The organism is Myxococcus dinghuensis, from assembly GCF_024198235.1.
GTDB lineage: Bacteria > Myxococcota > Myxococcia > Myxococcales > Myxococcaceae > Myxococcus > Myxococcus dinghuensis.
The window spans coordinates 85,856-112,131 of sequence record NZ_JAKCFB010000032.1; the positions used below are offsets into that span (position 1 = coordinate 85,856).

A 26,276-nucleotide genomic window follows, 5' to 3' on the forward strand; every position below is an offset into this window, starting at 1 on the left:
CTCCCCCGCGCGGAAGTCGAGCGCTAGAGTGTGCCCCCCGTGTCCGTTGACGCTGAAAACCCGCAGACCTCCCTCCTGAAGAGGCTCGAAGAGATCCTCCAGGCGCTCCCCGACCCCGTGTTCTCCGGTCGGCTGCGCAAGGTGTACGTCGCCGCCGCCGCCGCCATCGGCCGGCTGAGCGACATGGACCTGGTGAAGTACGAGACGCCCGTCGTGGACTCGAGCCCGGACCTGTCGCTGTGGGAGGAGATGGCGCCCGTCATCCGGGACACGGTGATGGACGTCAACGCGCTGCTCAACGTCATCCGCGAGCAGTTCCCCGCGCAGCCTCCCGGGGGGGGGGCGGACACCGTGAGTCGCGCGGCGAACGAGGCGGGGCGCTCGCGCGGCGCTTCGGGACAGGATCCGACGGCCGTCCTGCAGGACGCGATGCAGCAGCTCGCCCTGGGGGTCACCCAGTTGGGCGAGGCCATGCGCAACCCGTCCGTGGTGAGCGACCGGTGGACGCTCCTGGCGGAGATCCAGCGCTTCCGCGCCCGCTTCCGAGAGCAGGTCGGCAACCTCGTCTACGAGACGGCGTCGACGTTCTCCGAGGTGTCGCGCGCGCAGGTGGTGCCCGGCCACGAGGCGGAGGTGAAGGCGGCCGTCACGGTGCGCGCCATCACCTCCGACCTGGCGCGCATCCTGGCGTCGCGGCTCAACAAGGTGAAGGAGGCGGAGCCGGAGGACGTGCAGTGGAACGCGCAGCAGCTCCAGACGGAGCTGGATGCGTTCGGGCGCACGGCGGCGTACCGGAACCTGCGCGCGCAGGACAAGCGCCACATCGTGGAGATGCGCGCCGAGGTGGGGCGGCTGGCCATCCTCCCGAGCCCCGGGCGCGAGGACCTGCTCAAGGTCGTCGGCGAGCTGGAGGGCTTCGTGCGGGGCCTGTCCGCGGTGAACCAGCGGCAGGTGCTCATCATCCACGACCGCGAGGTCTGGGCCTCCTGTGGCGTGCGGCTGGAGCGGGCGCTGTCGCTCGTCGACGCCGACGAGGCGGGCGCGGCGAAGCTGCTCGCGGAGGCGGTGGGCATGGGCCAGGCGCTCTACGGCCGCGAGTCGGAGCTGGACACCTTCCTGCGCAAGGCCCGCAAGCAGCCGCTGGCCCAGCTCACGGGCGTGGAGCTGCGCGTGAGCATCGAGGCCTTCCAGGGACTGCTGGCCCAACTGGACGTGATGTGATGACGACGCCAGCACGGGTGGTGGCGCCGCGTCCGCTGCGCGAGGCGGACCTGTCCCGGGTGGAGGGTGTGTTCACGGACGTGGACGGCACGCTGACCACGGGGCACAAGCTGCGCGCGGACACCGTACGCGCCCTGGAGCGCCTGTCCGACGCAGGCTTGCGCGTGGTGCTCGTGAGCGGGCGGCCGGCGGGGTGGGGCGAGGCGTGGGCGCGGCAGTTGCCGGTGGACGGCGTCATCGTGGAGAACGGCGGCCTGTTCTTCCTGCGAGGCGCCCGGGGCCAGCTGCGCAAGGTGTACTGGGAGCGACCCGCCGAGCGGGTGGCGAACCGCAAGCGCCTCCAGACGGAGGTGGCCCGGGTGCTGCGGCGGGTGCCGGGCGCGCGGCTGTCGGTGGACAGCGCGTACACGGAGGTGGACCTCGCGGTGGACTACAACGAGGAGGCCCGCCTGGGCGAGGAGGGGGCCTCCCGCATCGAGTCACTGTTGCGGGCGCGTGGGGTGACGGCGGTGCGCTCGTCGGTCCACGTCAACTGCTGGCTGGGCCGGTTCGACAAGCTGAGCGCCACCCGGCGGTTCGCGAAGGTGGCGTGGGGCGAGCGACTGGACCCGCGGGACGGCCGATACGTCTACGCGGGGGATTCTTTCAACGATGCCCCGATGTTCGAGGCATTCGAGCTGGGCGTGGGCGTGGCCAACGTGCGCGCGGTGCTGGACCGCATCGACGCGCCACCGGCCTTCATCACCCGGGCGGCCGAGGGGCGGGGCTTCGAGGAGCTGGCCCGTGCCATCCTCGCCCGCCGGCGCCGCGCGGGCCGTGAGGAGTGACACCGTGAATGTCGTGAAGCTGGAGCTGGCGCGAGGACTGGGGCGCCACCTGCGCGCTGGACACCCCTGGGTGTTCCGCAAGGCGCTGGAGTTCATCCCGAAGATTCCCGCGGGCGCCGTGGTGGACCTGACGGAGAACGGGAAGTTCGTCGCGCGCGGGTACTACGACCCGCACTCGGCCATCGCGGTGCGCGTGCTGACGCGGGACTCGCGCGACACGGTGGACTCGGCCTTCATCGCCCGCCGCGTGCGCCAGGCGTTGGCCGAGCGCCAGTCCCTCATCGACCTCTCCGACACGGACAGCTACCGCCTCATCCATGGCGAGGGCGACGGGCTGCCAGGCGTCGTGGTGGACCTCTACGCGGGCTGGGCGGTGATGAAGCTGTACTCGGCGGGCCTGACGCCCTACCGCCCCCTCATCGTCGAGGCGCTCAAGGCGGGCATCCCGGGCCTCAAGGGCATCGTGGGCCGCGACGAGGTGGCGCGCGACGACGTGGAGGACGACGAGGGGCGGGGCTCCGGGCGCATGCTGTACGGGCCTCCCGCGCCGGAGCAGGTCGCCATCCGCGAGCGCGGGGCCACGTTCATGGTCGACGTGTGGCGCGGACAGAAGACGGGCTTCTTCCTCGACCAGCGGGAGAACCGCCACCTCATCCGCCGGCTGGCGAAGGGGCGGGACGTCCTCAACTGCTTCAGCTTCAGCGGTGGGTTCTCCGTCAACGCGGCGCTGGGCGGGGCCAACAGCGTGTTCTCCGTGGATCAGGATCCGGACGCCATCGCCCTGGCGCGCGAGAACTTCACGCGCAACGGGCTGCCGGCGGAGAAGCACGACTTCCTCGCGGCGGACGTGTTCGAGATCATCCAGTCCTTCAAGGAAGAGGGCCGCACCTTCGACCTGCTCATCCTGGACCCGCCGGCCTTCGCGAAGAGCCAGCGCGCGGTGCAGGCGGCCATCGACGGGTATGCGTCGCTCAACCGGCAGGCGCTCGCCATCCTGCGGCCGGGGGGGCTGCTGGCCACCGCGTCGTGCTCGGCGCGCGTGAGCCCGGATGAGTTCATGGGCGCGGTCCGCGAGGCGGGCTTCAAGGCCGGCGTGGACCTGGCGCTCGTGGAGGAGCGCTACCAGCCGCCGGACCACCCGGTGCGGTTGCAGTTCCCGGAAGGGAAGTACCTCAAGTTCTACGTGCTCCAGGCGGTGTAGCCACCGCGCCGGAAACGGGGCCCGGAGCGCGACGTCGCTCCGGCCCGCGAGGCCCTCAGGTGCCGAAGACCCGCGTGGCCACGCGGTCCAGCACCGTGGTGCCCCAGGCCTGGCTGGCGTCCATGAGCCGCTCCAGGTCCTTCTCGAACGCGGAGCCCGCGGGCATCGTCGTGTAGTCGCGGCTCAGGAAGAGGCTCTTGTTCTCCTCCTCGAAGTCCACGGCGCCACCCCCCGCGTCGGTGCCCTCGGCGGCCTCCTGGCGGAAGCCCTCGATGACGCCCGGCTTCGGGTCCTCTCGGAAGCGGTAGACGAGCGCGCTGCACTCGAGCGTCTGCGTGTCCGCGTGGTGCTCGAAGTAGAGCTGCGCGCCGCCCACCATGGCGCCGCCGAGGCCCTGCGCGTTGAGCCCCTCGCTCAGTCCCGCGCCGCGCGACTGGAGATACCAGGCCACCAACTGACGCGCCGCCTCGCGCGTCATGGGGCCACCGGCGGGCGGAGGAGGCTTCGCCAGGCCGATGGTCGTCAGGAGCCACCGGATGCCAGGGGGGAGGGAGAAGGCCATGGAGGCGGGCTACTTCGCCGGGATGACCTTCGAGGCCACGCGCTCGAAGACGTCGCCGCCCCAGACGAGGCTGGCCTGGTTGAGCTTGCTCATCTCCGAGGCGAAGACGATGTCCACCGGGGGCGTGGTGTAGCCGCGGCTCAGGAAGAGGCTCTTGCTCTCCGGCTCGAAGTCGACGGTGCCGCCGCCCGTGTCGGTGCCGGCCTTCTGCTCGTCGCGGAAGCCGTCGAGCACGCCGGGGCGGGGCGCGTCCCGGAACCGGTAGATGAGGGCGCTGCACTTGAGCACCCCGGTGTCCTCGGTGTGCTCGAAGTAGAGCTGCGCCTCGCCGACCACCGCGCCACCGAGTCCCTTGGCGTTGAGCCCGGGACTCAGGTGGACACCGTGAGCCTTCAGGAACGACTGCACCAGCTGCGTCGCCTCGTCACGCGTCATGGACGTTGAATACCACGACTGGCGAGAGGGACATCAGAACTGGCCGGCGCGGGCCTGCTCGAACGGCACGCGGTGCTTCAGGTACGTGTCCGACAGCGAGTGGGCGCCCGAGAAGATGGTGTCCTGGGAGAAGTAGTGCACCTGGGCGCCCTTGCCAGCGTGGCGCAGCAGGTCGCCCGGCGTCCAGCCCTTGCTGCCCAGGCCGAAGATCGTGGGGACCGGGTCGCGGTTGTTGATGTAGTGCACGTACTGGGGGCCGTCCGGGTACGTGGCGGCGGCGGCGCCGAAGGTCTCCACCTTCAGGCGGCTCATCGTCTTCTCCACGTCGGACTTGGACAACCCATCCTCGATGCGCAGCCGGCGCGCCACGTCGTTGAGCGCGCGCGAGGTGATGAGGCCGCCCTGGCTGTGGCCGAAGAGGTGGACGTCGCGGCCCGCCTTCAGCTCCGAGTAGATGGTGTCCGCCAGCGTGTCCACGGCGGGGTTGGTGCCCTTGTCCAGCTTGTCCTTCACGCACTGGAGCAGGTCGGAGACGGTGCCCTCGGTGGCGTTGTGGACGCCGATGGCGCGCATGCCCGTCGTGTCCGCGATGCGCTGGAGCTCCGCGGCCTGCTTGTCCTTCTCCGTGCGGATGCCGTTCGTGTAGATGACGGTGCCCGTCGGGTTCGGGTTGTTGCGCGGCATGACGGCGGGGATGTCGCTCAGCGGCGTGCCGGGCTGGAACGTCTGGCCGTTGGCGCCCACCAGCTTGCCGTCGTAGACCTTGTCCTTGGAGCCCGCGGGCGCCGTGAAGACGCCGGAGACCGCGGCCTTGGCCTTCGTCGCGCCGGCGTCGAAGCCGTCCACCACTGCGCCCGGCCGCGCGGCCGTGGGCTGCACCGCGGGCGTCGCGACCGCGTTCGTCTCCGCGGTCCGGGCGACGGTGTTGCGGGTGCTCGTACCCACCTGGGGAAGGCTGCGGCCGCGCTCGATGGTGCTCATGAAGGGGGCTCCTGCGGACGAAAATCGGGGGAAGAAAAAGTCCTTGCCCCATTGTCCCAGGAGTCCGTCCGAAGTTGCGCACAAACGCTGTAATTCGCCCCAACCCCTGAAAACCGACGCGCCGTGTCAAGGACTGTCCGAGATGACCTGCCGCGTCGTACTCCGAGGGGAGAGGGAGAGCGGGGGATTCCACGCGTCGGCGACCTTGGAGGTCGGGTGCGTCAAAGCCGTGTGATTACGAGGGTCGCGGCTCGACGCGAGCCTGCGTAAGGTGGGGACATGGTCCAGAAGGGTCAGTTCCTGGAGCGCTCCACGCTGGTGCCGGTGGGCGCGGAGGTGATGGAGGCGACGGCGCATCGCGGCAAGCACTCACCTCCGCTGCTCATCATCCCTCCGCGTCCGGACGAGGGCGGGGGCATGGATCACGTGCTGGCCGCGGAGCTGGCCTGGGCGGCGGCGCACGCGGGCTTCCCGACGCTGCGCTTCAACCACCGGGGCGTCGGCGCCAGCCAGGGGCAACGGGGCAAGGACCTGGCGCTGCTCGAGGATGCGGAGGCGGCCCTCCAGGTGCTCCTGGAGAACGCGGGCTCCCCGGCGGTGGCGGTGGCGGCGTTGCATGGCGGCGCCCAGGTGGCGCTCGCCCTCCAGGCCCGCACGCCCCTGGTGGGCGGTGTGTGTCTGGTGGCGCCCGCGGACATCGACCCCGCAATCCTCGCGCGCGTTCCCTGTCCGCTGCTGGTGGTGCAGGGGGAGGAGGACGGGCGGCTTCCCCGGGCGGCCGTGGCGGACGCCGTGGCGCGGGCCGGGGGGGACTTCGAGGTCGTGGACGACGCCGGGCCGTCCTTCCACCGGAACCTGCCGCACGTGGGGCGGGCCGTGTCCGCCTGGCTCCGTCGGCTCTCCGGCGGATGACCGATGCCGTTCAACCCACCGGACTTCTTCACGTTTCTTCAGGCTTCGGGGCTTGCACGGGGGGAGAGTGGGCGTACAGACTGCAAGTGCAGACCCAATCGTTTCGTCGTTCGTTCGTAGGGGTCTTCCGGAAGCGTGCCTCGTTCCTCAAGGAGTAACCCGATGCGGATGCTGCGATGGACTGTGGGGGGCGCGGCCCTGGCCCTGAGCCTGTCGGTGGTCCCCGGTTGCAGTGACGAGACGGGCCCCCGGGAAGCGCCTCCGTCGCGCGCGCCGACCTCCCTCGCGGACCTGTCCGAAGAGGACGTGGTCCCCGGCGCCATCGTCGTCGACTTCAAGGACGGCACCACCAAGGCCCAGTTCGACGAGTGGGAGCGCGGGTGGGGGGTGGACCTGGAGCTGAACTCGGTGGAGAGCGCCGAGGAGGCCATCACCATCGCGGTGGGCGTGGACGACGTGGACGGCGTGCTCGCGCGCATCCGCGAGAACCCGGACGTCGAGTCCGCCGAGCCGCTGATGCAGGTCCACGCCAGCTACGTGCCGAATGATCCGGCGTACGCGCAGCAGTGGAACCTGAAGATGATCGACATGCCCAAGGCCTGGGAGCGCAACCGGGGCAAGGGCGTGGTGGTGGCGGTGCTGGACACCGGCATCGCGTACGAGGACCACGACGACTTCAAGCAGGTGCCGGACCTGAAGGGCGCCCGGTTCGTGAAGGGCTACGACTTCGTCAACGACGACGAGCACGCCAACGACGACCACGGCCACGGCACGCACGTGGCGGGCACCATCGCCCAGGCCACCAACAACGGCGAGGGCGTGGCGGGCGTGGCCTTCGAGGCGACGCTGATGCCGATCAAGGTGCTCAACCACTTCGGCAGCGGCACCACGGCGGACATCGCGGACGCCATCCGCTTCGCGGCGGACCATGGCGCCAACGTCATCAACATGTCGCTGGGCGGTGGTGGGTACTCGCAGGTGATGGCCTCCGCCGTGGAGTACGCGCGCAAGAAGGGCGTCACCGTCGTCGCGGCGGCCGGCAACGGGGGCCGCGCGCACGTGGAGTTCCCCGCGGCCTACCCGGGCGCGGTGGCGGTCTCCGCGGTGGGGCCGGACGGTTCGCTCGCGCCGTACTCGTCCTATGGCAAGGAGCTGGACATCGCCGCGCCGGGTGGCGACAAGCGCCGGGGCGACGAGGGCGGCATCCTCCAGAACACCATCGACCCGCGGGACCCCTCGCGCTCCGTCTACGCCTCCTACCAGGGCACGAGCATGGCCACGCCGCACGTGGCCGCCGTCGCCGCGATGCTCTATGCCGCTGGCGCCAAGGGCCCGGACGAGGTGGAGAAGGCGCTGTTCGCCGGCGCGCGCAAGGTCGGTGACCAGGCGTGGAGCGAGCAGTACGGCCATGGCCTGCTCAACGCGGAGGCGTCGCTCGCGGCGCTGGGCGGCAGCTCCGCGCAGTGGCCGCCGCTGTACTGGGCGCTGGGCCTCCTGGCGTTCGTGCTCCTGACGCTGCGCGGGAAGGAGCGCCCGGGCTACCTCAACGCGCTGTTGAGCCCCTCGTTCTTCGTCCCGCTGCTGCTGTCCACCGTCGGGTTCTACTTCGTGCGCACGTGGTTCGTGGGCACGTCCGGAGTGGCCGGCGACGTGGTGGACATGGCCTCGCTGCCGATCCCGGACTGGGAGCGCATCATCTTCGGGCGTGGCAAGACGGTGAACCCGCTCTTCTACAGCGCGCTCATCCCCGTCATCCTGTCGCTGCCCGCCATCCCCTGGAAGGGGATGCGCTCGGCGGTGGGCGGCCTGGCGTTGGGCTTCGCGGGCTTCCTGGCGTATTCGGCCTGGGCCGGCGCGCCCGCGCTGGCGTGGCTGCCCCTGGCCATCCTGGCCAAGCCGTGGCTGGGCTTCAACACCGTCATCTGCCTCGTCGTGGCGCGCGCCATGCTCAAGCAGGAGACGCCATGAAGCTGTCCGGGCGCGTGAGCTTCCGCGACGTCGAGACGGGCGTCTGGGTGCTGGAGGGAGACGACGGCACCACGTACCAGCTCGCGGGCGGGGACCGCAAAATCAAGAAGGACGGCCAGCGCATCGAGGCCGAGGGCCGCGTGGACCGGGACCAGCTCACCAGCGCGATGGTGGGCCCGGTGTTCCACGTCAGCTCGTACCGCTTCGTCTGAGGCGACGCGGGCGCGCCTCGCTCAGGGCGGGGCGCGCGTGCCGCCGGCCTTCAGGTGGTCCCGCGCCTGCCGGAGGCGCTCCTCCTGGTACGTCTCCATGGACGCCTGTCCCCGGCGCGCGGAGGCCCTCAGCTCATCGAGCGCCTTGCGCTCCGCCTGGAGCGCGGAGGGCGCGTCGTCCTTGAGGGCGGGCAGGGGATTGAAGGTGTCGAAGAGGTTCAGGGCGATGCCGCGCCGATCCACGGCGACCAGCAGCCCCAGCGACACCGTCGCCGTCACCACCCAGGGCAGCAGCAACGTCGCCACCGAGGGCACGCGTCCGGTCTCCCGCGCCTCCTCGTCGCTGGCCCGGCCCGGGGTCGAGTCCAGGACCCGCGAGTGTCGGGCGTAGGCGAAGAGGCCGAGCATCGCCACGCAGCCCACCACCGACAGCCCGAGGACGAAGAGGGGGTTGGTGTCCGCGTCCGCGTCTCCCGCCTCGGTGCCCATGGCCTTGGCCGCGAGGAACAGCACGGACGACACGAGGTTGTTGGCCGCGTGCGCCGCGATGCCCGGCCACACGGAGCCGGTGCGCAGGTAGAGCCAGCCGAAGAGCAGCCCCAGCTCCACGCGCGCGGTGAAGCCCACCGGGTCCAGGTGGAAGGCGCTGAAGACCACGGCCGAGAACACCAGGGCGCGCATCGGGGAGTGGGGCGCGGGGGGCGTGAGACCCCGTTGGAAGATGCCCCGGAAGAACAGCTCCTCGCAGATGGGGGCCGCCACCGTCACGCCCGCGAGGATGATGCCCAGCTCCAGCGGCGTCTGACGCTCGAAGAGGCGCGCGCCGTCGAACATCTCCCGCAGCGACTCGGGCGCGAGGCGCTGGGCCACGAACTGGATGGGCACCACCAACGCGATGAAGTTGGCCACGCCCAGGAAGAACCCGAGCGCGGTGGCCTCCGCGGGCACCGGCTTGAGGCCCATGTAGAGCGCCGGCTTCCACCGCCCGATGCGCGGCAACAGCCAGGCCAGGGCCAGGAAGATGAACAGCTCGGTGAACCAGATGCCGAACGCCGCGTTGAGCAACTGGACCGACCCGCCCACCACCAGGAAGAGCGCCAGCGCGAGCGCGCCGCCTCCCAGCGCCATGGCCCGGGGGCTCATCGGCTCGGGGCCGGGAGGTGGCTCGGAGGGGCCTGGCGGCTCCGAAGGAGGAGGGCCGCTGGCGGAGGAATCTTCCACTTTGTCGTCTCCTTGACGCGAAATCCTGAACTACCCGGACTGTTGGTACCTATAATGTCCACACCTTGACGTCCTTCATCCTGGCTCGAGCTGTGCGGCGGACGTGGTGGAAGACCTTCCGACCCCTGGGGGCACTCTGTGTCTTGGGGACCAGTCTGGGAGGTGCAGCGTCCCATGCATCCGCGTTCCAGATAGAGGCGCGCACCGAGGCGCAGGCGTACCAGATTCGTGCATGGCGTGGCAGCACGCCGGACGATCCGGTGCTGTTGCCTCGGCGGCGCATCGTCCAATACCTGGGGCTGAACGCCTTCGAGCTCGCCACGGGGCAGGACCTGGGCTTCGAGTCCAACATGCGCATCTGGGCGGACTTCGGTCTGCCGAAGGGTGACGCCGCGCGCGTGGACGGGCTCAAGTCCGAGGACGCGGAGCTCCTGCACGCCTTCGTGCGCTACGCGAACGGCGGCTTCGAGGGGCGGCTGGGCCGCCAGCTCTACACCGACGTCGGTGACACCCTCGCCTTCGACGGGGCTCGCGTGCGCTACGTGAGCCGCCTGGGCCTGGGCGCCGAGCTGTACGGCGGCCTGTGGGTGAAGGGCGCGGGCTTCCTCGGCTCGTCGGTGTATCAGCCGGACGGGACGCGGGAGAGCGACTCGCGCAGGCTCGACGCGGGTGTCGTCGGCGCGGATCCGTCGCTCGACGCGATGGAGCCGCTGGTGGGCGCCAAGCTCCTCCTCGAGAACGTGAAGGGCTTCAACGCGTCCGCCGGCTACCGCAAGGCGCTGTCGGACGGGAAGACGGACATCGAGCGCGCCACGGTGGAGGCGCGCTACGGGCAGGGGCTGGGCCTGAACGTGCTGGCCGGCCTGGACTACGACCTGCTGCTGGGCAAGCCCGCGCAGGCGCGTGCCCAGGTGCGGTGGGACGCGACGCGTGTCGCGGTGTCGGTGGAGGCCATGCGGCTGTCGCCGGTCCTGTCCGCGGACTCCATCTGGTACTACTTCGCGTGGGCGCCTCGCGACGAGGCGCGGCTGCGCGTGGACGTGTTCCCGGTGGGGCTCATGCGCTTCTACGTGCAGGGCCAGGGGAGCAAGTACAACGAGGACGTCAACCCAGACATGGGTATCGCCGCGCAGGTGGACGCGGAGGGCGCGCCCAAGTCGACCAACGTGGGAGGCTCGGCGGGTGGCGCGTACCGAGCCGGGGCCTTCCGCTCCTCGCTCGACGTGACGTACCAGACGGGCTACGGCGGCGACCAGCTCTGGGCGGACCTGTCGGGGGGCTACACCTTCGACCGCGCGCTGCTCACGCTGGACGCGCGTGTGTCGTTCGCGCGTGTGTCCGACAGCTTCAACCCGCGGCTGACGGGCAACTTCTACGGCGCGCAGGTGTGGGCCAGCCGCGCGCTGACCCGGGCGGCGCGGCTGTCGCTCGTGGTGGAACAGAACATCAACCCCTTCACCGACTCGGACACGAAGGGCTTCCTGCTCTTCGACCTGAAGGCGAGCCTGTAGATGCTTCCCCGCCAGAACCGTCACGCGCTGCTCACCCTGGCGGCAGTCGCCCTCGTCGCGGGCGCCGGTGTCGCCTGGGCCGCCACGGCCCGGGAGCGCAGCCTCGCCGTGTACCCGGCGCAGCACGTCCCGCTGCGCTTCGACCACGCCCAGCACCTGGAGGCGGGCGCGGACTGCGCGTCGTGCCACGATGCGGCCCGCAAGAGCCAGTCGGTCAAGGACCTCAACCTCCCCGGCCACGAGGAGTGCGAGACCTGTCACGACATCGAGGCGGGGCGGAAGGGCAAGCCCACGGATCCTCCGTCCGCCTGCAACACCTGCCACCCGGGCTTCGACCCCACGGTGCGCAAGGAGCCGGCGAAGCTGAACATGCCCGCCGCCAACCTGAAGTTCAGCCACCAGCAGCACGTGGACAAGAAGGTGGAGTGCTCGGTGTGCCACGGCGAGATGACCGACGTGAAGCTCGCCACGCGCAACCAGCTCCCGAAGATGGCCACGTGCTTCAAGTGTCACGACGGCACCGTGGCCTCCAACACCTGCGCGACGTGCCACCCGACGGAGCCCTCTGGCCGTATCCGCATCGCCTTCGACTCCGGCCTGCTGCGTCCCATGCAGGGCAACCCGCTGGGCATGGACCACGGGCCGCGCTTCGAGTTCAACCACGCCACCCGCGCCAAGTCGGACCGGATGACGTGCCTGCAGTGCCACAGCGAGAGCTACTGCCAGACGTGCCATGACGGCATGCAGAAGCCGCTGTCCATCCACCCCAACGACTACATCACGCTGCACCCGGTGCAGGCCCGCGCGGGCACTCCCCGCTGCGAGAGCTGCCACCGCGCCCAGTCGTTCTGCGCCGCCTGCCACGAGCGCGTGGGCGTGGGCATGGACGCGGACCGCACGCTGCGCGCCCGCAACCAGAAGGTGCACCCGGACTACGCGGCCTGGGTGGAGATCCTCGGCCCGCAGCACCACGGCATCGCGGCGTCGCGCGACCTGGGAAGCTGCATCTCCTGCCACCGCGAGGAGTCGTGCATGTCGTGCCACTCGGAGCTGTCGTCGCGGCGGCAGATCAACCCGCACCCCGCGGGCTTCGCCCAGTCCTGCAAGAAGCTGGCGTCGGCGAACGACCGGGCCTGCCTCAAGTGCCACTCGTCGGACAGCCTGGCGGCGAAGGGGTGCAAGTGATGCGCGCTTCACGAGGCCGCCGCGCCCTCCCGCGCGCCCTGGGGCTGGCCCTGGTGGTGTCCACGTTCTCGGGGTGCCTGGAGCCCGGAGACGCGCTCTACCCGGCGCGGGATACGGATCCACCGGACGTGGTGTCCACGGATCCGGGGGCGAACGGCACGCTGTCCGTCACCGGGACGTTGCGCATCACCTTCTCGGAGGCGATGGACGTGCGCACGCTGCGCGCCGGCATCGCCGTGTTCTCCGGGCGGGACGAGGTGCCGCTGACCATCACCGCGCCCCCGGTGCCGGAGGTGGACGAGCACGTGGAGCGCGGCGACGTGCCGTACACGGTGGAGGCGGTGCCGGCCGAGGGCAGCGCGTTCCTGCCCAACAGCCAGTACACGCTGGTGCTGCGCGACGCGCTCACGGACTACGAGGGCAACCCCCTGGCCGCCGAGGTGCGCGTCGTCTTCCGCACGGCGCAGTGAGCCGCGGGGTCAGTCGCGCGTGAAGTCGAAGTCCTCGGCCACGACCTTGCCGTCCTTGTCGCCCTCGATGCGGGCGACGAGCCGGCCACCGGACTCGCGGCGGTAGAGGATGCGCTGGGGGAAGTCGTGGCCCGGGTTCTCGAAGAGGGCCTCGCGCCCCGAGCACCGCACCAGCTTGAAGTCGGTGGGGGCCCGCCCCATGGGCTGGGCCACGTAGTAGAGCCCGTCGTCGCGGCCTTCGATGCGCATGTACTCGAAGAACACCGCCTTGCCCCGGGTGATGACGCGGCTGGTGCCCAGCAGGGAGTTGCCCGCCTCGCTCGACCAGTGCTCCTCGGTGGTGCTCACCACGGTCCGCTGGACCCAGTCCCCGGACAACCAGGCGAGGTCCGCGACGGAGCGGCCGCAGGCATTGGTGGAGACGTCGTCGGGCGTGGTGGGCGTGGACTTGCAGCCGGGGAGGGCGGCGCCACACAGAGACAGGGACAGGAGCGAGAGGATGGGTAGGCGTCGGTACATGCCCGCCATCCTCACATGGCTCGCGCGCCGGCCGCACCGCCCTTGAAGACGGGGCGGGCCGGGGCGCGTGAGGCGGGGTTCAGCGCCGCAGGTACTCGCGGATGCTGTCGGCCAACTGCTTGCGGACCTCTGCGTCCGCGGCCTGCGGGCCCAGCTTGAGCTTCTTGTCCTCTTCGACGAGCTGCTTCTGGTCGATGAGGTAGGAGATGGCGTTCTCCAACGTCACCTTCGCCAGGGACTCGGAGGCGGTGATACGGCCGGCGTGGTACTCCGCGCGGCCCGTCTCCATCGCCAGGCGGCTGAAGCCCTTCCGGTCCTCGACGACGCCGGAGGCCACGTCGTTGAGCGTCATCGTGGCCAGCAGGTACGGCTCCAGGTAGTCGCGCAGCAGGTCCGCGAGGAACTCCAGCTCCGGGCGTGCGTGCGGCTCCGGCGCGACGCGCAGCGCCTCGCCCTCGTGGAGGAGGAGGCCCATGCGCACCAGCCGCTCCACCGTCTCCGCGAAGATGGTGTCGAAGGTGGTGTTGACCCGGTAGATGAACTCCACCTTGAAGAGGCGAGACAGGGACAGCGCGCGGGACTTCACGTCGTCGTAGGGCGCGGGCGAGCCGGCCGCCAGCACCGCGTTGGCGACGAGGCTGCGCGCGGCCACCAGGTTCATCAGCGTGTTCTTGTAGAAGGACATCTCCGGGCGGCGGGTGTCCTCCACCTGGTAGATGACGTCGCCGCGGGCCTCCTGCGTGCGCACCATCTCGTCGTCGATGAAGGTGCGCATCGCGTCCTGGATGGGGCCCATCGTCTCCGGGTTGCTGGGCGCGTTGGCCAGCTCGCGCGACTGCGGGGCGCCGTCCTCCCGCGCGATGCTGCGCAGGATGTTGATGCGGTCCGCCAGCTCCCGCTGCGTCAGGCCTCGGCGACGGTGCGCCAGGAGCGACGTGCTCACCAGCGCGTGCGGCGTCACGGTGGACACCTTGCTGATGCCGTACATGACGCGGTTGCCCAGCGCCCGCACCAGGCTCTTCTTCTGCTCGTCGCTGACCGGCTGCTCCGGGTCGAGGCCGCGCTCCTTCATGAACTCGAGGAGTGAGATCGGCTCGTCGAAGCCCAGGTGGATGCGGCCGTAGCGCGCCGCGAGCACCTTGGGCGCGGACAGGAGGGCCTTGAGGTCCTCCGGCTTCTTCTCCCCGCCCGCCAGCTCCTTCGAGTAGCTGCCCGACTCCACGACCTTCTCGTAGTCGATGGCCACCGGGACGAAGAGCAGGTCGTTGCGCGCGCCCTCGAGCACGGACTCCACCTGCCACGTGAACATGCCCAGCTTGGGCGTCAGCAGCTTGCCGGTGCGCGAGCGGCCACCCTCCGGGAAGAACTCCTGGTGGATGCCGTCATGCACCAGCTTGCGGACATAGGCCTTGAAGGACGCGGCGTAGACCTTGTCGCCCTTGAAGGAGCGGCGCAGGAAGAAGGCGCCGCAGCGGCGGAAGAAGCTGCCCAGCGGGAAGAAGCTCAGGTTGGCGCCGGCGGCCACCAGCGGCACCGCGTAGCCGCGGTTCCACAGCACCCAGCTCATCACCAGGTAGTCGATGTGGCTCTTGTGGCTGGGGCACAGGACGATGGGCGCGCGGCCCGCGGCCTTCAGCGCGCGGTGCAGGCCGGCCTCGTCCACGTGCATGCCGTCGTAGATGCGGTTGAACACCCACTCCAGCACCGGCGACGCGAACGCCAGCGCCGTGGGGCTGGGCTTGGCGGCGATGGCCTCCAGGTTGCGGCGGGCCTCGCGCAGCACGCTCTCCTGCTTGCGGCCCGACTCGGCGGCGACCTCGTCCACCACCTTGCGCAGCGCGCGGTCGCGGAGCGTCTCGTCGATGATGCGCTCGGCGGGCTTGGCCGGCGGGCCGAACACCGCGCGCGTCTCCCTCGCCAGGTGCACGTGCAGCGAGCTGCGCACCTTGCGGGCCAGGACCTCGTCGGAGTCCTTCGGGTTCTGGTTGACGAAGTCCCGCAGGTCGATGGGCTCGCCCACGCGGAACTGGGCGCGCTTGTAGTTGCGGAAGAAGGCCAGCATGGAGTGCAGGAAGCCCGGGGCCTCGGGGCTGCCGAACACGATGTCCACCCAGTTGGGCTTGAGCCGCGCGCTGCGCTTCTCCCAGACGAACAGCTCCGGCACCAGGTACACCGGCCGGTCCGACTTGCGAGCCATCTCCACCAGGGCGGGGAAGGGGTCCTCGCGTGTCTCCTTGCCAGCGGCGTGCATCAGCGCCGTGCGGCGCAGGAACACCAGCCCGCTGCCGCCGTGCTGCCGCGCGTACTCGAAGCGCTCGACGAACGAGCCGGCCTGCTTCGTCTGCCGCCATGGCTTGGTGAACCACGGCCGCAGGTTCACCACCGCGCGCACGGGAGGCAGCGAGCGACGCACCATCGCCCAGGTCAGATAGAGGAAGTTCACCCAGGCGGTGGTGCGCATGACGTGCACCACGAAGCCCTTGGCGTGCAGGGAGCGCAGCTCGTCCTCGGCCTCTGGAGGGAAGTGCACCCCCTCCAGGTACCGGGCACCCAGCGCCCGGCCCATGGGGCCGAACTCGGCCTTCAGCAAGGACTCTCCCTGATTCGCAGACGAAGACAACGCGGTTTCCAAGGCAGCCCCCGGGGCTACATGTTCTCGGGCGTGGGAATGCCCAGCAGTGTCAGTCCCGCCGCGAGAGTAACCCGGGCCGCGTCCGTGAGGGCGAGTCGTGCAGAACGCAGCGCGTCATCGTTCTCGACGAGGATGCGCTTGTCGCGCTCCTGGTTGCCCAGCGTGTAGTAGCGGCTCAGCGCGGCGGCCACGTCCAGCAGCAGGTGGGCCACGAGGCTCGGCTCGTACTGCTCGGCGGCCTCGCGCACCACCACGGGCAGGCGCATGATTTCACGCACGAGGGCCTGCTCCTCCGGCAGCGTCAGCAGGCTCGCATCGTAGGTGGCCGGCGCACCGCCGCCCTTGCGCAGCACGTTGACCACGCGCGCGTGGGCGTATTGGAGGTAGGGGCCCGTGTGGCCCTCGAAGCTGAGGACCTCGTCCCAGTCGAAGGTGTAGTCGCTGGCGCGCTTGTGCTTCAGGTCGCCGAAGGCGATGGCGCCCAGGCCGATCTGCTCGGCGAGCAGGTCGGGGTCGTTCGACTGGAGCCGGCCCGCCTCCTGGTTCTCCTTCACCTTGACGGAGGCGCGCTCCTTGGCCTCGTCGAGCACCTGGTTGAGCTGCACCACCTGGCCCTTGCGGGTGCTCATGCCGTGGATGCGGCCGAAGGCCACGTGCACGCAGCGGTCCGCCCAGGGCTGGCCCATCTCCGTCAGGGTGCGGAACACCTGGCGGAAGTGCAGGGCCTGGTCCTGCGCGACGACGTAGAGCGACTTGTCGAAGTGGAAGCGCGCGTAGCGGTCCTCGGCGGCGGCCAGGTCGCGCGTGGCGTAGAGCGTGCTGCCGTCGTTCTTCTTCAGGAGGATGGGCGGCTCGTTCTCCGCATAGGGCAGGTCGACGATGAGCGCGCCCTGCGACTCCTTCACGCCGGGCTTCTTGGCGATCTGGTCGATGACCGCGTCCATCTTCCCCTGGTAGAGGCTCTCGCCGTCGATGTGCTCGAACTCGATGCCCATCCGCTGGTAGACCTGCTTGAAGCCGCGGATGCTCGTCTCGCGGAACTGGTTCCACAGCCCGAGGGCCTCGGCGTCGCCGGCCTCCATGCGGCGGAAGAACTCGCGGGCGCGGGCGTCGAACTCCGGCTCCGCCTCGGCGCGCTTGTTGGCGCGCACGTAGACCTCGACCAGGTGGCCCATGTCGTCGATGCGGGCCGGGTCGCCGTACTCCTGGAAGCCCACCGCGACGAGGCCGAACTGCTTGCCCCAGTCACCCAGGTAGTTGATGCCCTCCACCTTCCAGCCCAGCGCCCGGTAGATGTTGGCGATGCAGTGGCCGAGGAACGTGGTGCGGATGTGGTGGAAGCCGATGGGCTTGGCGATGTTGGGCGACGAGTAGTCGATGGTCACCGTCTTGCCGCGCCCCGCGTCGGCGTCACCGCCGTAGGTCGGCCCCGCCGCGCGCGCGGTGTCGATGACCTCCGCGGTGAAGGGCAGGGTGGCGAAGCGGGCGTTCAAGTAGGGGCCCACGGCCTTGACCTCCAGGCCGGGGACCGTGACGGTCTGCGCCAGGGCCGCGGCGATGGCGGGCGGGGCCTTCTTCTGGGCCTTGGCGAGCGGGAAGGTGACGAAGCTCAGGTCGCCGTGCGCCGGCTCTGCGGGCTTGACCTGGGGTTCGATTTCGGAGGCCTGCATGCCCAGCGCGCTGGCGATGGCCTGGGCGAAGGCGGCTCGATAACGGGAGTAGACGGAAGTGCTCATGGGAACGCGCGGATACTAGCCAAGGCGAGGTGGCTTCCGGCCACCTCTTGTTGGTTCCGCGGTCCATTCACCCCCGACCCGTCAGGGGACGGCCGGGGCCCGGCGGCTGGGCCGCACCACCGCCGCCACCGTGTCCAGCAGCTTGGGCAACTGGAGCGGCTTCTCGAAGAAGCCGTCGATGCGCTCCAGCCCCTGCCCCGAGGTGAGCGAGGCCACCTCGCTGGCTCCCGAGATGATGTACACGACGATGTCCGCCAGCGACTCGTTGCCGCGGATGTAGCGCAGCACGGACTGGCCATCCTCCTCGCTCAGCCGCAGGTCCAGCAGCACCATGGCCGGCCGGATGTGGGACAGGATGGAGCGCGCCTCGGAGGCCCCCGAGGTGGCCATCACCCGGTAGCCCTCCTGCTCCAAGACCTGCTGGAGCACCTCGCGGCAGTCCGCGTCGTCCTCGACGAGCAGGATGCCGCCCGCCTTGGGCGCCGCCTGGTTGAGGTCCGGCGTGGCCACCGCCCCGGCGAACATGGGCAGCACCATCTGGAAGGTGCTCCCCTCACCGAGCACGCTGGTGGCCTCCACGCGGCCCCCGTGCAGGGCGACGATCTTCCCCACCAGCGGCAGGCCCAGCCCCGCGCCGGGCGGTCGGGGGACCCCCGGCTGCACCCGGTAGAAGGCGTCGAAGACGTGCTCCAGCGCGTCGGCGGACAGGCCCGGGCCGGAATCCTTCACCGTGAGTGTCGCGAGCGCGTCGTCCGCGGAGACGCGGACCTCGATGGTGTCCTCCGCCTCGCTGTGGTGGATGCCGTTCTCGATGAGGTTGTGGATGGCCTCGGCGATGCGCTCCCGGTCTCCCCGCACGAAGACCTCGGAGCAGGGCGGAATCACGACCTTCACCTTGCAGTGCTCGGCGAGCGCGCCGAGCGTGCGCACCACCTCCTCGGCCACGGCCTTGAGGCCGAAGGGGCGCTGGTTGAGCTGCATCTTCCCGGACTGGAGCCGGGACATGAGCAGCAGGTCGTTCACCATGCGCAGCATGCGGTCCGAGTTGCGGTCGCAGATCTGCACCGCGCGGCGCTGCGAGTCGGTGAGGGGGCCCAGCTTCTCGCGCCCCATCATCGCCAGGTAGGACTTGATGGTGGTCAGCGGGTTCTTCAGGTCGTGCGAGACGTTGCCGAGCAGCTCCTCGCGGTTCTGCTCCAGGCTCTTGAGTCCGGCGATGGCCGTCTGCAGGTCCTTGTTGCGCCGGGCGCTGTCGTCACGCAGCCGGGCCACCTCGTACGCGGCGGCCAACTGGGCGGTCAGCGACTGGAGCACGAGGTCCGACGCCACGCGCCGCGCGCCCAGCACCACGAGCACGCCGGTGACGCCGTGGGGGCCCTCCAGCGGCACGGCGACGGTGTCCTCGTCGCGCAGCAGCTTCTTCTCGGAGAAGGCCCGGCCCACCACGCCCTCGCCCGGCACGGCCGCGACGACGCGGCTGTCATAGCGCCCGCGCACGTGCTCGACGTGGAGCTGTTCCCGGGAGGGGAAGTAGCGCGCCACGTAACAGACCTTGGGTTTGAGCAGCGCGTGGAGCGTCTGCAGATGCGAGCGCAGGGCCTCGGTGGGACCGGCGTTGTCCGTCAGGTGCCGCGCCATCTCCAGGAGGGCGCGGGCGGTGGCTTCGGCGTCCACCGGCGGGGCCGGCTTCGCCGCTCGACGGGCGGGCTTCTTCGGGGTGGTGGGGCGCAGTGGCACGACCTCGGCCAGGGCCCCTTTCTTTCGCGAGCGCACACGTGAATCCTGCCGCTGTCCCACGCGCGATGAAACGGCCCTGGTACGCAGGGCCTTCCGGAGGACAGTACCCGTGTCGCCTGGCAGACAGCTCGCTCAGGCGCGGCGCTGGACGTGACCTTCCTTGTCCAGGGCGAACGGCTCCACCAGGAGTGGCTCGACTTTCGCGCGGGACGCACCGACGGTGAATCCCGCGTCGGCCAGGGCGGCCAGCGCGGACGTCTGCACGCGGCGGGCGGTCTCCTCGGCGGTGAGCAGCTTGAGCATGGGCTCGCGGGCCGGCTCGTACTTGAAGGAGGCGAGCGCCTTGAGGGCGGCGATCTTCACGTCGTCCGACATGTCCTCGAGGAAGGGCAGCACCACGGGGGCGATGCGCGCGTCCTGCCGGCCGGTGACGTGGTGGAGCAGGACGACCTTCTTCTCCGGGTTCTTCGTGTACGTGGCGGACAGGTGCTGGAGCGCGTTCACGCAGGCGCCGGTGACCTCGTCCTCGGTGAGCAGCTCGCCCAGCAGGCGCAGCGCCCAGGAGGTGGCCTGCTCCGTCTTGGTGAGGAACTCGGTGATGGGCGGGACGGCGTCCTTGCCGAAGCTCTTGATGAGCTCGAAGGTGTGCTCCTTCTCGTCCGCGTCCGTGGTGAGCGGGTCCACGGTGATGGTGAAGCGGGCGAGCAGCACGGAGACGGCCTCGGGGAACTTCATCTCGCCGAGCTGCTGGATGGCCTTCTGTCGCGTGTTCGGGTCACCGTACTTCTGGGTGACCTTCGGCTTGAGCTTGAGGGCTTTCTCGGGGCCCGAGCCGCCCGTGAAGATGTCGAAGAGGCCCATGTGCGCGTGTGCTCCGTTTCCTGCGACGACGTGAAGGGAGGAGAGCGCCGTCTATGACGGGGCGGCGCCCAGGACAAGAGGCAAAGGTGTCAGAGGGTCAGCTCGCGACGCACGTCTTCGCGGTAGGCCTTGGAGAGTGTCTCCGCGGCCTCGCGGGCTTCGGGGGTGGCGTTCTCGGGGACCTTGACCTGGAGGTGGAGGTACAGGTCGCCCGCCGCGCCCCCCTTGAGGGACGGGACGCCCCGGCCCTTCAGGCGCATCTGTCGACCGGACTGGGAACCGGGGGGGACCTTCACGGTCACCTCTCCCTGGAAGGTGGGGACGCGCACCTCCGAACCCAGCATCGCCTCGGAGACCGTCACCGGGAGGTCCACGTGCAGGTCGTCTCCCTCCCGACGGACGAGGGGGTGCTCGGCCACCTCGGTCTCGATGTAGAGGTCGCCCGCGGGCCCCCCTCGGAGGCCCGGGGCGCCCTGGCCGGCCAGCCGGACCTTGGAGCCGGTGTGGACGCCCGCGGGGATCTTCACCGTCAGGCGCACCGTCTCCCCGGACCCCTGGCCGTCGGGACCGGGCCGCGTCACCGCGAGCGTACGCTCGGCGCCGGTGACGGCCTCCGCCAGGGACACGCGCACCTGGGTGGTCAGGTCCTCGCCGCGCTCGGGCCCCGCCGGGCGCCGCCGCCGGCCGGAGAAGACCTCGTTGACGTCGAAGCCGCCCCCGCCTCCGCCGCCCCCCCGGCGTCCGAACAGGTCGCTGAAGAGGTCCCCGAGGTCGAAGTCCTCCCCACCATAGGGAATCCCGCCCGCGCCGCCACGGGACGCCGCGGCCCGGTACTGGCGGTAGGCCTCGGCTTTCTTCTCGTCGTAGCCGATCTTCTCCGCGTCCTCGCCGAACTCGTCGTAGAGCTTGCGCTTCTTCGGATCCGACAGCACCTCGAAGGCGGTGCCGACCTGCTTGAACTTCTCCTCGGACGCCTTGTTGCCCGGGTTGACGTCGGGGTGGTACTGGCGCGCGAGCTTCCGGTACGCCTTCTTGATGGCGTCCGCGGAGGCCGCCCGGTCCACGCCGAGGATCTTGTAGTAGTCGTCCGCCATGGGCTCCCGCCAGGATGTACGTGACTGAAAGTAACCAGTCGCATGGAGGGCGCCAGCAAGGACTGGCTGGCAGGCCTGGGATGTATAAAGTCGCCGAAAGATGAGGGAGGCCATGGCAGTGCCGCGCCGAGCGCGAGCGGGGAGCTGGTGGCTGGCGGGTTGGCTCCTGCTCCTACCCGTCGCCGGGGGGACGGCCGAGCCCCCTCCGGACGCCCAGGGGAGGGTGGTGGACCGGGTGGTCGCCATCATCGAGGGGCGTGTGCTCTCCCTGAGCGAGTTGGAGTTCGAGGCCCGGGTGGCCCTCGTCCAGCGGGGCGGCGTCCAGGCCCTGGAGGCCCCCCTCGATGACGAGACCCTGCGGGGCGCCCTGGAGTTCATCATCAGCCAGCGGGTCCAGGTGCTGAATGCCGACCGGCTCCAGGCCTTCCCGGCCGAGCCGGCGGAGGTCGAGGCCCGGCTGGAGGCGTTCCGTCTCAAGATCGGCGGCGAGGCGGCCCTGGCGCGGTTCCTGACGCGCAACGACGTGGACCTGGACGGCCTGCGGGCCGTGCTGGCGCGGGGGCTGCGGGCGGAGCGGGTGCTGGACAGCCGGATCCGCCTGCGGGCGCAGGTGGGCGAGACGGAGATCCGCCGCTACTTCGAGCAGCACGCGACGGAGTACCCGGCGGACTATGAGACGGTGCGCGACGTCATCCGGGACAAGCTCTTCAGGGAGCGGTACGCGGTGTTGGCGGTGGAGGAGCTGGCCCAGGTGAGGGCTTCGGCCCAGGTGCGCCGCGTGGCGCCGTTCGCACGGGAGGCGAGGCGATGAGGCGGATGCGGGAGGAGGGGGATGCCCGGGTCGGACACGGCTTCTCCATCCGGAAGATGACCGAGGACGACCTGACGGCGGTGATGGCCCTGGAGAAGGCCGCCTTCAAGAACCCCTGGTCCCCGGAGCTGCTGCGCCGCGAGCTCGAGCACGAGTGGTCCACCATCCTCCTGGTGGAGGAGCCCCAGCCGGACGCGGGCCCGCTGCTGCTGGGCCTGGCCATCTTCTGGATCGTCCACGACGAGGTCCACGTGCTCAACGTGGCCACCGCGCCCCAGCACCGGCGACGGGGCGTCGCGCGGGCGGTCATGGACGAGGTGCTCGATCGCGGCAAGGCCCGGCGCTGCAGCCTGGCCACGCTGGAGGTCCGCCGCAGCAACGAGGCGGCGCTCCAGCTCTACCGCTCCCTGGGGTTCCGGGCCGTGGGCATCCGCCCGAACTACTACGTGGACGAGGGGGAGGACGCGGTGGTGATGGTCCTCGACTTCTGAGTGCACGCGGAGTAGAGGAGCGACCCGTCGTACTCCGGGTTGTCGGATATCGGGAATGACCTCGCGACTGCTGGCCTGTTCCAGGCAGGAGTCATGCCGTGCTTGACACGGTGGGGTCGGTCCCTATACTCGCGGCCCTTTTCAGTAGTCCTGTAGGTAGATATGCGCCGCCTCGTGTGACTGGCGGCGGCCAACCCCGAAGAAGAGGTATCAGTGCCGACCATTAGCCAGCTGGTCCGCAAGGGCCGCGAGAAGCTGAACATCAAGGGCAAGAGCCCCGCGCTCAAGGAGTGCCCCCAGAAGCGCGGCGTCTGCACCCGCGTGTACACCACGACCCCCAAGAAGCCGAACTCGGCCCTCCGCAAGGTGGCCCGCGTGCGTCTGACGAACGGGATCGAGGTGACGTCCTACATCCCCGGCGTGGGCCACAACCTCCAGGAGCACTCGGTGGTGATGATCCGCGGCGGTCGTGTGAAGGACCTCCCGGGCGTGCGCTACCACATCGTCCGTGGAACGCTCGACTCCGTCGGCGTGGCGGGCCGCAAGCAGAGCCGCTCCAAGTACGGCGCCAAGCGTCCGAGCTGAGCCGTAGACCACCTCCGTTTCGTGTTCCGGACGTTGAGCCCCACACCCTGGGGAGCGTCCCTCGCAGTTCCTCCTAGCGGTACTTGAAGCCCCCGCGGTAGTGCTCTCCAAGGAGAGTGGGGCGTAAGGGAAGAGAGAAGAGATGCCTCGTCGTCGCGTAGTCGCCAAGCGCAAGATTCTTCCGGATCCGAAGTTCCAGGACCGGCTCGTCACCAAGTTCGTCAACGACCTCATGCGGAAGGGCAAGAAGTCCATCGCCGAGGGCGTTTGCTACGGTGCCTTCGCCCTCATCGAGGAGCGCGCGAAGGAAGACCCCCTCAAGACCTTCAAGAAGGCCCTGGACAACGTCAAGCCGGTGCTCGAGGTGAAGAGCCGCCGCGTCGGTGGCGCCACCTACCAGGTCCCGGTCGAGGTCCGCCAGGACCGCCGCGTCGCCCTCGGCATGCGCTGGATCATCCAGTACTCCAAGGCCCGTGGCGAGAAGACCATGCAGGAGAAGCTGGCCGGCGAGATCATGGACGCCGCCAACAACCGCGGCAACGCGGTGAAGAAGCGTGAAGACACGCACAAGATGGCGGAGGCCAACAAGGCCTTCGCTCACTACCGCTGGTAGGCCCTCGGGGTCTCGCGGTTGCCGCCCGGATGCAGAAGGTGCATCCGGGCGGTTTCTTTAGGTGAAGCAGGTTCTCTGAAATCGTCCGGGTGGCAAGGTGAAGGGGCTCCCGTAGCCTGACCGCCCTCATGAGGTAACGAGGCAATGGCTCGCGAGCATCCCCTGGAGCGCTACCGCAACATCGGCATCATGGCGCACATCGATGCCGGGAAGACGACGACCACCGAGCGCATCCTGTTCTACACCGGCGCCATCCACCGGATGGGCGAGGTGCATGAGGGCAACACCACCACCGACTGGATGGTCCAGGAGCGCGAGCGCGGCATCACGATCACGTCCGCCGCGATCACCGCCTTCTGGAACCGGGGCGATCAGCGCTACCGCGTCAACCTCATCGACACGCCGGGACACGTGGACTTCACCATTGAGGTGGAGCGCTCGCTGCGCGTGCTCGACGGCGCCGTCACCGTGTTCGACGCGGTCAACGGCGTGGAGCCCCAGTCGGAGACGGTGTGGCGCCAGGCGGACCGCTACAAGGTCCCCCGCATCTGCTTCATCAACAAGATGGACCGGGTGGGCGCGGACTTCGAGATGTCCGTGGGCACCATCAAGGAGAAGCTCGGCGCGCGCGCGGTGCGCATGCAGTTGCCGCTGGGCTCGGAGGACAAGCACCGTGGCGTCATCGACCTGGTGACGATGAAGGCCCTGGTGTTCCAGGACTCGGAGCAGGGCAGCCGCTACGAGGTCGTGGAGATTCCGGAGGAGTTCAAGGACGCGGCGGAGGCCGCGCGCGCGGAGCTGCTGGAGGCCGCGGCGGAGCAGGACGACGCGCTGACGGAGAAGTTCCTGGAGGGGCAGGAGCTGACGGAGGCGGAGGTCCGCCAGGCCATCCGCAAGGGCTGCGTGGGGCTGAAGCTGTTCCCGGTGTTCTGCGGCTCGGCGTTCCGCCACAAGGGCGTGCAGCCGCTCCTGGACGCCGTCGTCGACTACCTGCCCAGCCCGCTGGACATCCCGCCGGTGCACGGCAAGACGCCCAAGGGCGAGGACACGGTGCGAGAGACTCGCGACGACGCGCCCTTCAGCGCGCTGGCGTTCAAGATCATGAACGACCCGGCGTTCCAGTCCCAGACGCTGACGTTCCTGCGCGTGTACTCCGGCAAGCTGGAGGCCGGCACGGCGGTGTGGAACTCCATCAAGGGCAAGCGCGAGCGGGTCAGCCGCCTGGTCCAGATGCGCGCGGACAAGAAGGAGGAACTCACCGAGTGCTACGCCGGCGACATCTGCGCGGTGGTGGGCCTGAAGCTGGCGACCACGGGCGACACGCTGTGCGATGACAAGCAGCCCATCATCCTCGAGCGGATGGAGTTCCCCGAGCCGGTCATCGACATCGCCATCGAGCCGAAGTCGACGGCGGACCAGGACAAGATCATCCAGTCCCTGCAGCGCCTGGCGATGGAGGACCCGTCGTTCCGCGTGAAGACGAACGAGGAGACGGGGCAGACCATCATCGCCGGCATGGGCGAGCTGCACCTGGACATCATCGTCGACCGCCTGCTGCGCGAGTTCAAGGTCGACGCGAACATCGGCAAGCCGCAGGTGGCCTACCGCGAGACCATCACCACGCAGATGGAGGCGGAGGGCAAGTACATCCGCCAGACGGGTGGCAAGGGCCAGTACGGCCACATCTGGCTGCGGGTGATGCCGAACGAGGCCGGCAAGGGCTTCGCCTTCGAGAGCAAGGTGACGGGGGGCGCCGTGTCCAAGGAGTTCGTGGACGCGGTGCGCGACGGCGTGGCCGAAGCGATGCAGAACGGCCCGGTGGCCGGCTACCCCATGGTGGACGTGAAGGTGGAGGCCTACGACGGCTCCATGCACGACGTGGACTCCAGCGAGATGGCGTTCAAGATCGCCGGCTCCCTGGCGTTCAAGGACGCGGTGCGCGCCGCCTCACCGGTGTTGCTCGAGCCCATCATGAGTTGCGAGATCGTCACGCCCGAGGACTTCATGGGCGATGTGATCGGTGACCTGAACGGCCGCCGCGGCAAGGTGCTGGGCATGACGCCGCGCCCGGGCCGCCTGCAGGCCATCCAGGCACAGGTGCCCCTGGCGGCCATGTTCGGGTACTCCACGGACCTGCGCAGCCGCAGCCAGGGAAGGGCGACGTACACCATGCAGTTCAGCCACTACGCCCCGGCGCCGAAGACGGCGCTCAACCGGTACTGACGCGACCGGCGGGCGGGTGGGCAGGCGATTTCTGTTGACGTTGTGGCGGGTTTGGAGCAGGACGCAGCACTTTCGTAGTTGGATTTCTGGGATTCGAGACGCGCCGGGACTTCGGACCGGCTGTCCCTGGTGAGGAGAGGCCATGGCCAAGGAGAAGTTCGAGCGTAACAAGCCCCACGTGAACATCGGCACGATCGGACACGTGGACCACGGCAAGACGTCGCTGACGGCGGCCATCACGAAGGTGCTGGCGAAGACGGGCGGCGCC

At 69.9% G+C, this 26,276-nt stretch carries 25 protein-coding genes; 15 read left to right on the forward strand and 10 right to left on the reverse strand.

The features are described 5' to 3' along the window. Positions 1 to 30 precede the first annotated feature (30 nt). The 3 genes from LZ198_RS31550 to LZ198_RS31560 are packed head-to-tail and all read left to right on the forward strand — an operon-like array spanning position 31 to position 3,249. Positions 31 to 1,221, forward strand: coding sequence for a hypothetical protein (locus LZ198_RS31550; protein ID WP_253975830.1), 1,191 nt, complete (start codon positions 31 to 33; stop codon positions 1,219 to 1,221). After that, positions 1,221 to 2,048 carry an HAD-IIB family hydrolase gene (locus tag LZ198_RS31555; RefSeq protein WP_253975831.1) on the forward strand — a complete coding sequence of 276 codons (828 nt, stop codon included), beginning with the start codon at positions 1,221 to 1,223 and terminating at the stop codon, positions 2,046 to 2,048. The genes LZ198_RS31550 and LZ198_RS31555 overlap by 1 nt, the downstream gene beginning before the upstream one ends. 4 nt (positions 2,049 to 2,052) lie before the next feature. After that, positions 2,053 to 3,249, forward strand: coding sequence for a class I SAM-dependent rRNA methyltransferase (locus tag LZ198_RS31560; RefSeq protein WP_253975832.1), 1,197 nt, complete (start codon positions 2,053 to 2,055; stop codon positions 3,247 to 3,249). Positions 3,250 to 3,304: 55 nt separating this feature from the next. Here LZ198_RS31560 and LZ198_RS31565 read toward each other — a convergent pair whose 3' ends face one another. The 3 genes from LZ198_RS31565 to LZ198_RS31575 form a co-directional block, all read right to left on the reverse strand. After that, positions 3,305 to 3,727, reverse strand: a complete 423-nt coding sequence (locus LZ198_RS31565) for a hypothetical protein (RefSeq protein WP_253975855.1) — start codon at positions 3,725 to 3,727, stop codon at positions 3,305 to 3,307. 93 nt (positions 3,728 to 3,820) lie between these two features. Next, the gene (locus tag LZ198_RS31570; RefSeq protein WP_253975833.1) at positions 3,821 to 4,246 is read right to left on the reverse strand and encodes a hypothetical protein; all 426 of its coding nucleotides are present in this window, start codon (positions 4,244 to 4,246) and stop codon (positions 3,821 to 3,823) included. 33 nt (positions 4,247 to 4,279) lie between these two features. Further along, on the reverse strand, positions 4,280 to 5,227 hold the full coding sequence (locus LZ198_RS31575) for a hypothetical protein (protein WP_253975834.1): 948 nt from the start codon (positions 5,225 to 5,227) through the stop codon (positions 4,280 to 4,282). Between the two features lie 279 nt (positions 5,228 to 5,506). On the opposite strand from LZ198_RS31575, the gene LZ198_RS31580 reads away from it, so the two are divergent. The 3 genes from LZ198_RS31580 (at position 5,507) to LZ198_RS31590 (ending at position 8,319) form a co-directional block, all read left to right on the forward strand. Beyond that, positions 5,507 to 6,139, forward strand: a complete 633-nt coding sequence (locus LZ198_RS31580) for a serine aminopeptidase domain-containing protein (protein ID WP_253975835.1) — start codon at positions 5,507 to 5,509, stop codon at positions 6,137 to 6,139. 162 nt (positions 6,140 to 6,301) lie between these two features. Next, a complete protein-coding gene (locus tag LZ198_RS31585) occupies positions 6,302 to 8,107 on the forward strand; it encodes a S8 family serine peptidase (RefSeq protein WP_253975836.1) in 1,806 nt (601 codons plus the stop codon). Next, positions 8,104 to 8,319 carry a DUF5818 domain-containing protein gene (locus LZ198_RS31590; RefSeq protein WP_253975837.1) on the forward strand — a complete coding sequence of 72 codons (216 nt, stop codon included), beginning with the start codon at positions 8,104 to 8,106 and terminating at the stop codon, positions 8,317 to 8,319. Before LZ198_RS31585 ends, LZ198_RS31590 begins: the two co-directional genes overlap by 4 nt. A 21-nt stretch (positions 8,320 to 8,340) precedes the next feature. Here the strand turns inward: LZ198_RS31590 and LZ198_RS31595 are convergent, their stop codons facing one another. Continuing rightward, the gene (locus tag LZ198_RS31595; protein WP_253975838.1) at positions 8,341 to 9,540 is read right to left on the reverse strand and encodes a CPBP family glutamic-type intramembrane protease; all 1,200 of its coding nucleotides are present in this window, start codon (positions 9,538 to 9,540) and stop codon (positions 8,341 to 8,343) included. Positions 9,541 to 9,683: 143 nt separating this feature from the next. On the opposite strand from LZ198_RS31595, the gene LZ198_RS31600 reads away from it, so the two are divergent. The 3 genes from LZ198_RS31600 to LZ198_RS31610 are packed head-to-tail and all read left to right on the forward strand — an operon-like array spanning position 9,684 to position 12,706. Then, complete coding sequence (locus LZ198_RS31600) at positions 9,684 to 11,051, forward strand: hypothetical protein (RefSeq protein ID WP_253975839.1); 1,368 nt, start codon at positions 9,684 to 9,686, stop codon at positions 11,049 to 11,051. Then, on the forward strand, positions 11,052 to 12,236 hold the full coding sequence (locus LZ198_RS31605; RefSeq protein WP_253975840.1) for a cytochrome c3 family protein: 1,185 nt from the start codon (positions 11,052 to 11,054) through the stop codon (positions 12,234 to 12,236). It abuts the gene before it with no gap. Beyond that, a complete protein-coding gene (locus tag LZ198_RS31610; protein ID WP_253975841.1) occupies positions 12,236 to 12,706 on the forward strand; it encodes an Ig-like domain-containing protein in 471 nt (156 codons plus the stop codon). The genes LZ198_RS31605 and LZ198_RS31610 overlap by 1 nt, the downstream gene beginning before the upstream one ends. Positions 12,707 to 12,715: 9 nt before the next feature. Here the strand turns inward: LZ198_RS31610 and LZ198_RS31615 are convergent, their stop codons facing one another. From LZ198_RS31615 to LZ198_RS31640, 6 genes are all read right to left on the reverse strand, one after another. Then, positions 12,716 to 13,225 carry a DUF6265 family protein gene (locus LZ198_RS31615; protein ID WP_253975842.1) on the reverse strand — a complete coding sequence of 170 codons (510 nt, stop codon included), beginning with the start codon at positions 13,223 to 13,225 and terminating at the stop codon, positions 12,716 to 12,718. Between the two features lie 79 nt (positions 13,226 to 13,304). Then, complete coding sequence (locus LZ198_RS31620) at positions 13,305 to 15,857, reverse strand: 1-acyl-sn-glycerol-3-phosphate acyltransferase (RefSeq protein ID WP_253975843.1); 2,553 nt, start codon at positions 15,855 to 15,857, stop codon at positions 13,305 to 13,307. Positions 15,858 to 15,871: 14 nt separating this feature from the next. Continuing rightward, on the reverse strand, positions 15,872 to 17,593 hold the full coding sequence (gene argS / locus LZ198_RS31625) for an arginine--tRNA ligase (RefSeq protein WP_253975844.1): 1,722 nt from the start codon (positions 17,591 to 17,593) through the stop codon (positions 15,872 to 15,874). Between the two features lie 81 nt (positions 17,594 to 17,674). After that, the gene (locus LZ198_RS31630; RefSeq protein ID WP_253975845.1) at positions 17,675 to 19,366 is read right to left on the reverse strand and encodes an ATP-binding protein; all 1,692 of its coding nucleotides are present in this window, start codon (positions 19,364 to 19,366) and stop codon (positions 17,675 to 17,677) included. A gap of 96 nt (positions 19,367 to 19,462) precedes the next feature. Then, entirely contained in the window at positions 19,463 to 20,191 is a 729-nt protein-coding gene (locus LZ198_RS31635) for a HEAT repeat domain-containing protein (RefSeq protein ID WP_253975846.1), read from the reverse strand. A gap of 89 nt (positions 20,192 to 20,280) precedes the next feature. Then, the gene (locus LZ198_RS31640; protein ID WP_253975847.1) at positions 20,281 to 21,285 is read right to left on the reverse strand and encodes a DnaJ C-terminal domain-containing protein; all 1,005 of its coding nucleotides are present in this window, start codon (positions 21,283 to 21,285) and stop codon (positions 20,281 to 20,283) included. Positions 21,286 to 21,397: 112 nt separating this feature from the next. On the opposite strand from LZ198_RS31640, the gene LZ198_RS31645 reads away from it, so the two are divergent. The 6 genes from LZ198_RS31645 to LZ198_RS31670 form a co-directional block, all read left to right on the forward strand. Next, complete coding sequence (locus tag LZ198_RS31645; RefSeq protein WP_253975848.1) at positions 21,398 to 22,096, forward strand: hypothetical protein; 699 nt, start codon at positions 21,398 to 21,400, stop codon at positions 22,094 to 22,096. Beyond that, complete coding sequence (gene rimI, locus LZ198_RS31650; protein ID WP_253975849.1) at positions 22,093 to 22,587, forward strand: ribosomal protein S18-alanine N-acetyltransferase; 495 nt, start codon at positions 22,093 to 22,095, stop codon at positions 22,585 to 22,587. The genes LZ198_RS31645 and rimI overlap by 4 nt, the downstream gene beginning before the upstream one ends. A gap of 213 nt (positions 22,588 to 22,800) precedes the next feature. Further along, complete coding sequence (gene rpsL / locus LZ198_RS31655) at positions 22,801 to 23,172, forward strand: 30S ribosomal protein S12 (RefSeq protein WP_043408969.1); 372 nt, start codon at positions 22,801 to 22,803, stop codon at positions 23,170 to 23,172. A 142-nt stretch (positions 23,173 to 23,314) separates the two neighbouring features. Continuing rightward, the gene (rpsG, locus tag LZ198_RS31660; protein WP_015350189.1) at positions 23,315 to 23,785 is read left to right on the forward strand and encodes a 30S ribosomal protein S7; all 471 of its coding nucleotides are present in this window, start codon (positions 23,315 to 23,317) and stop codon (positions 23,783 to 23,785) included. A 144-nt stretch (positions 23,786 to 23,929) separates the two neighbouring features. Then, positions 23,930 to 26,008, forward strand: a complete 2,079-nt coding sequence (fusA, locus tag LZ198_RS31665) for an elongation factor G (RefSeq protein WP_253975850.1) — start codon at positions 23,930 to 23,932, stop codon at positions 26,006 to 26,008. Between the two features lie 142 nt (positions 26,009 to 26,150). Next, a partial coding sequence (locus LZ198_RS31670) for a GTP-binding protein (protein WP_229908275.1) occupies positions 26,151 to 26,276 on the forward strand: 126 nt, incomplete at its 3' end.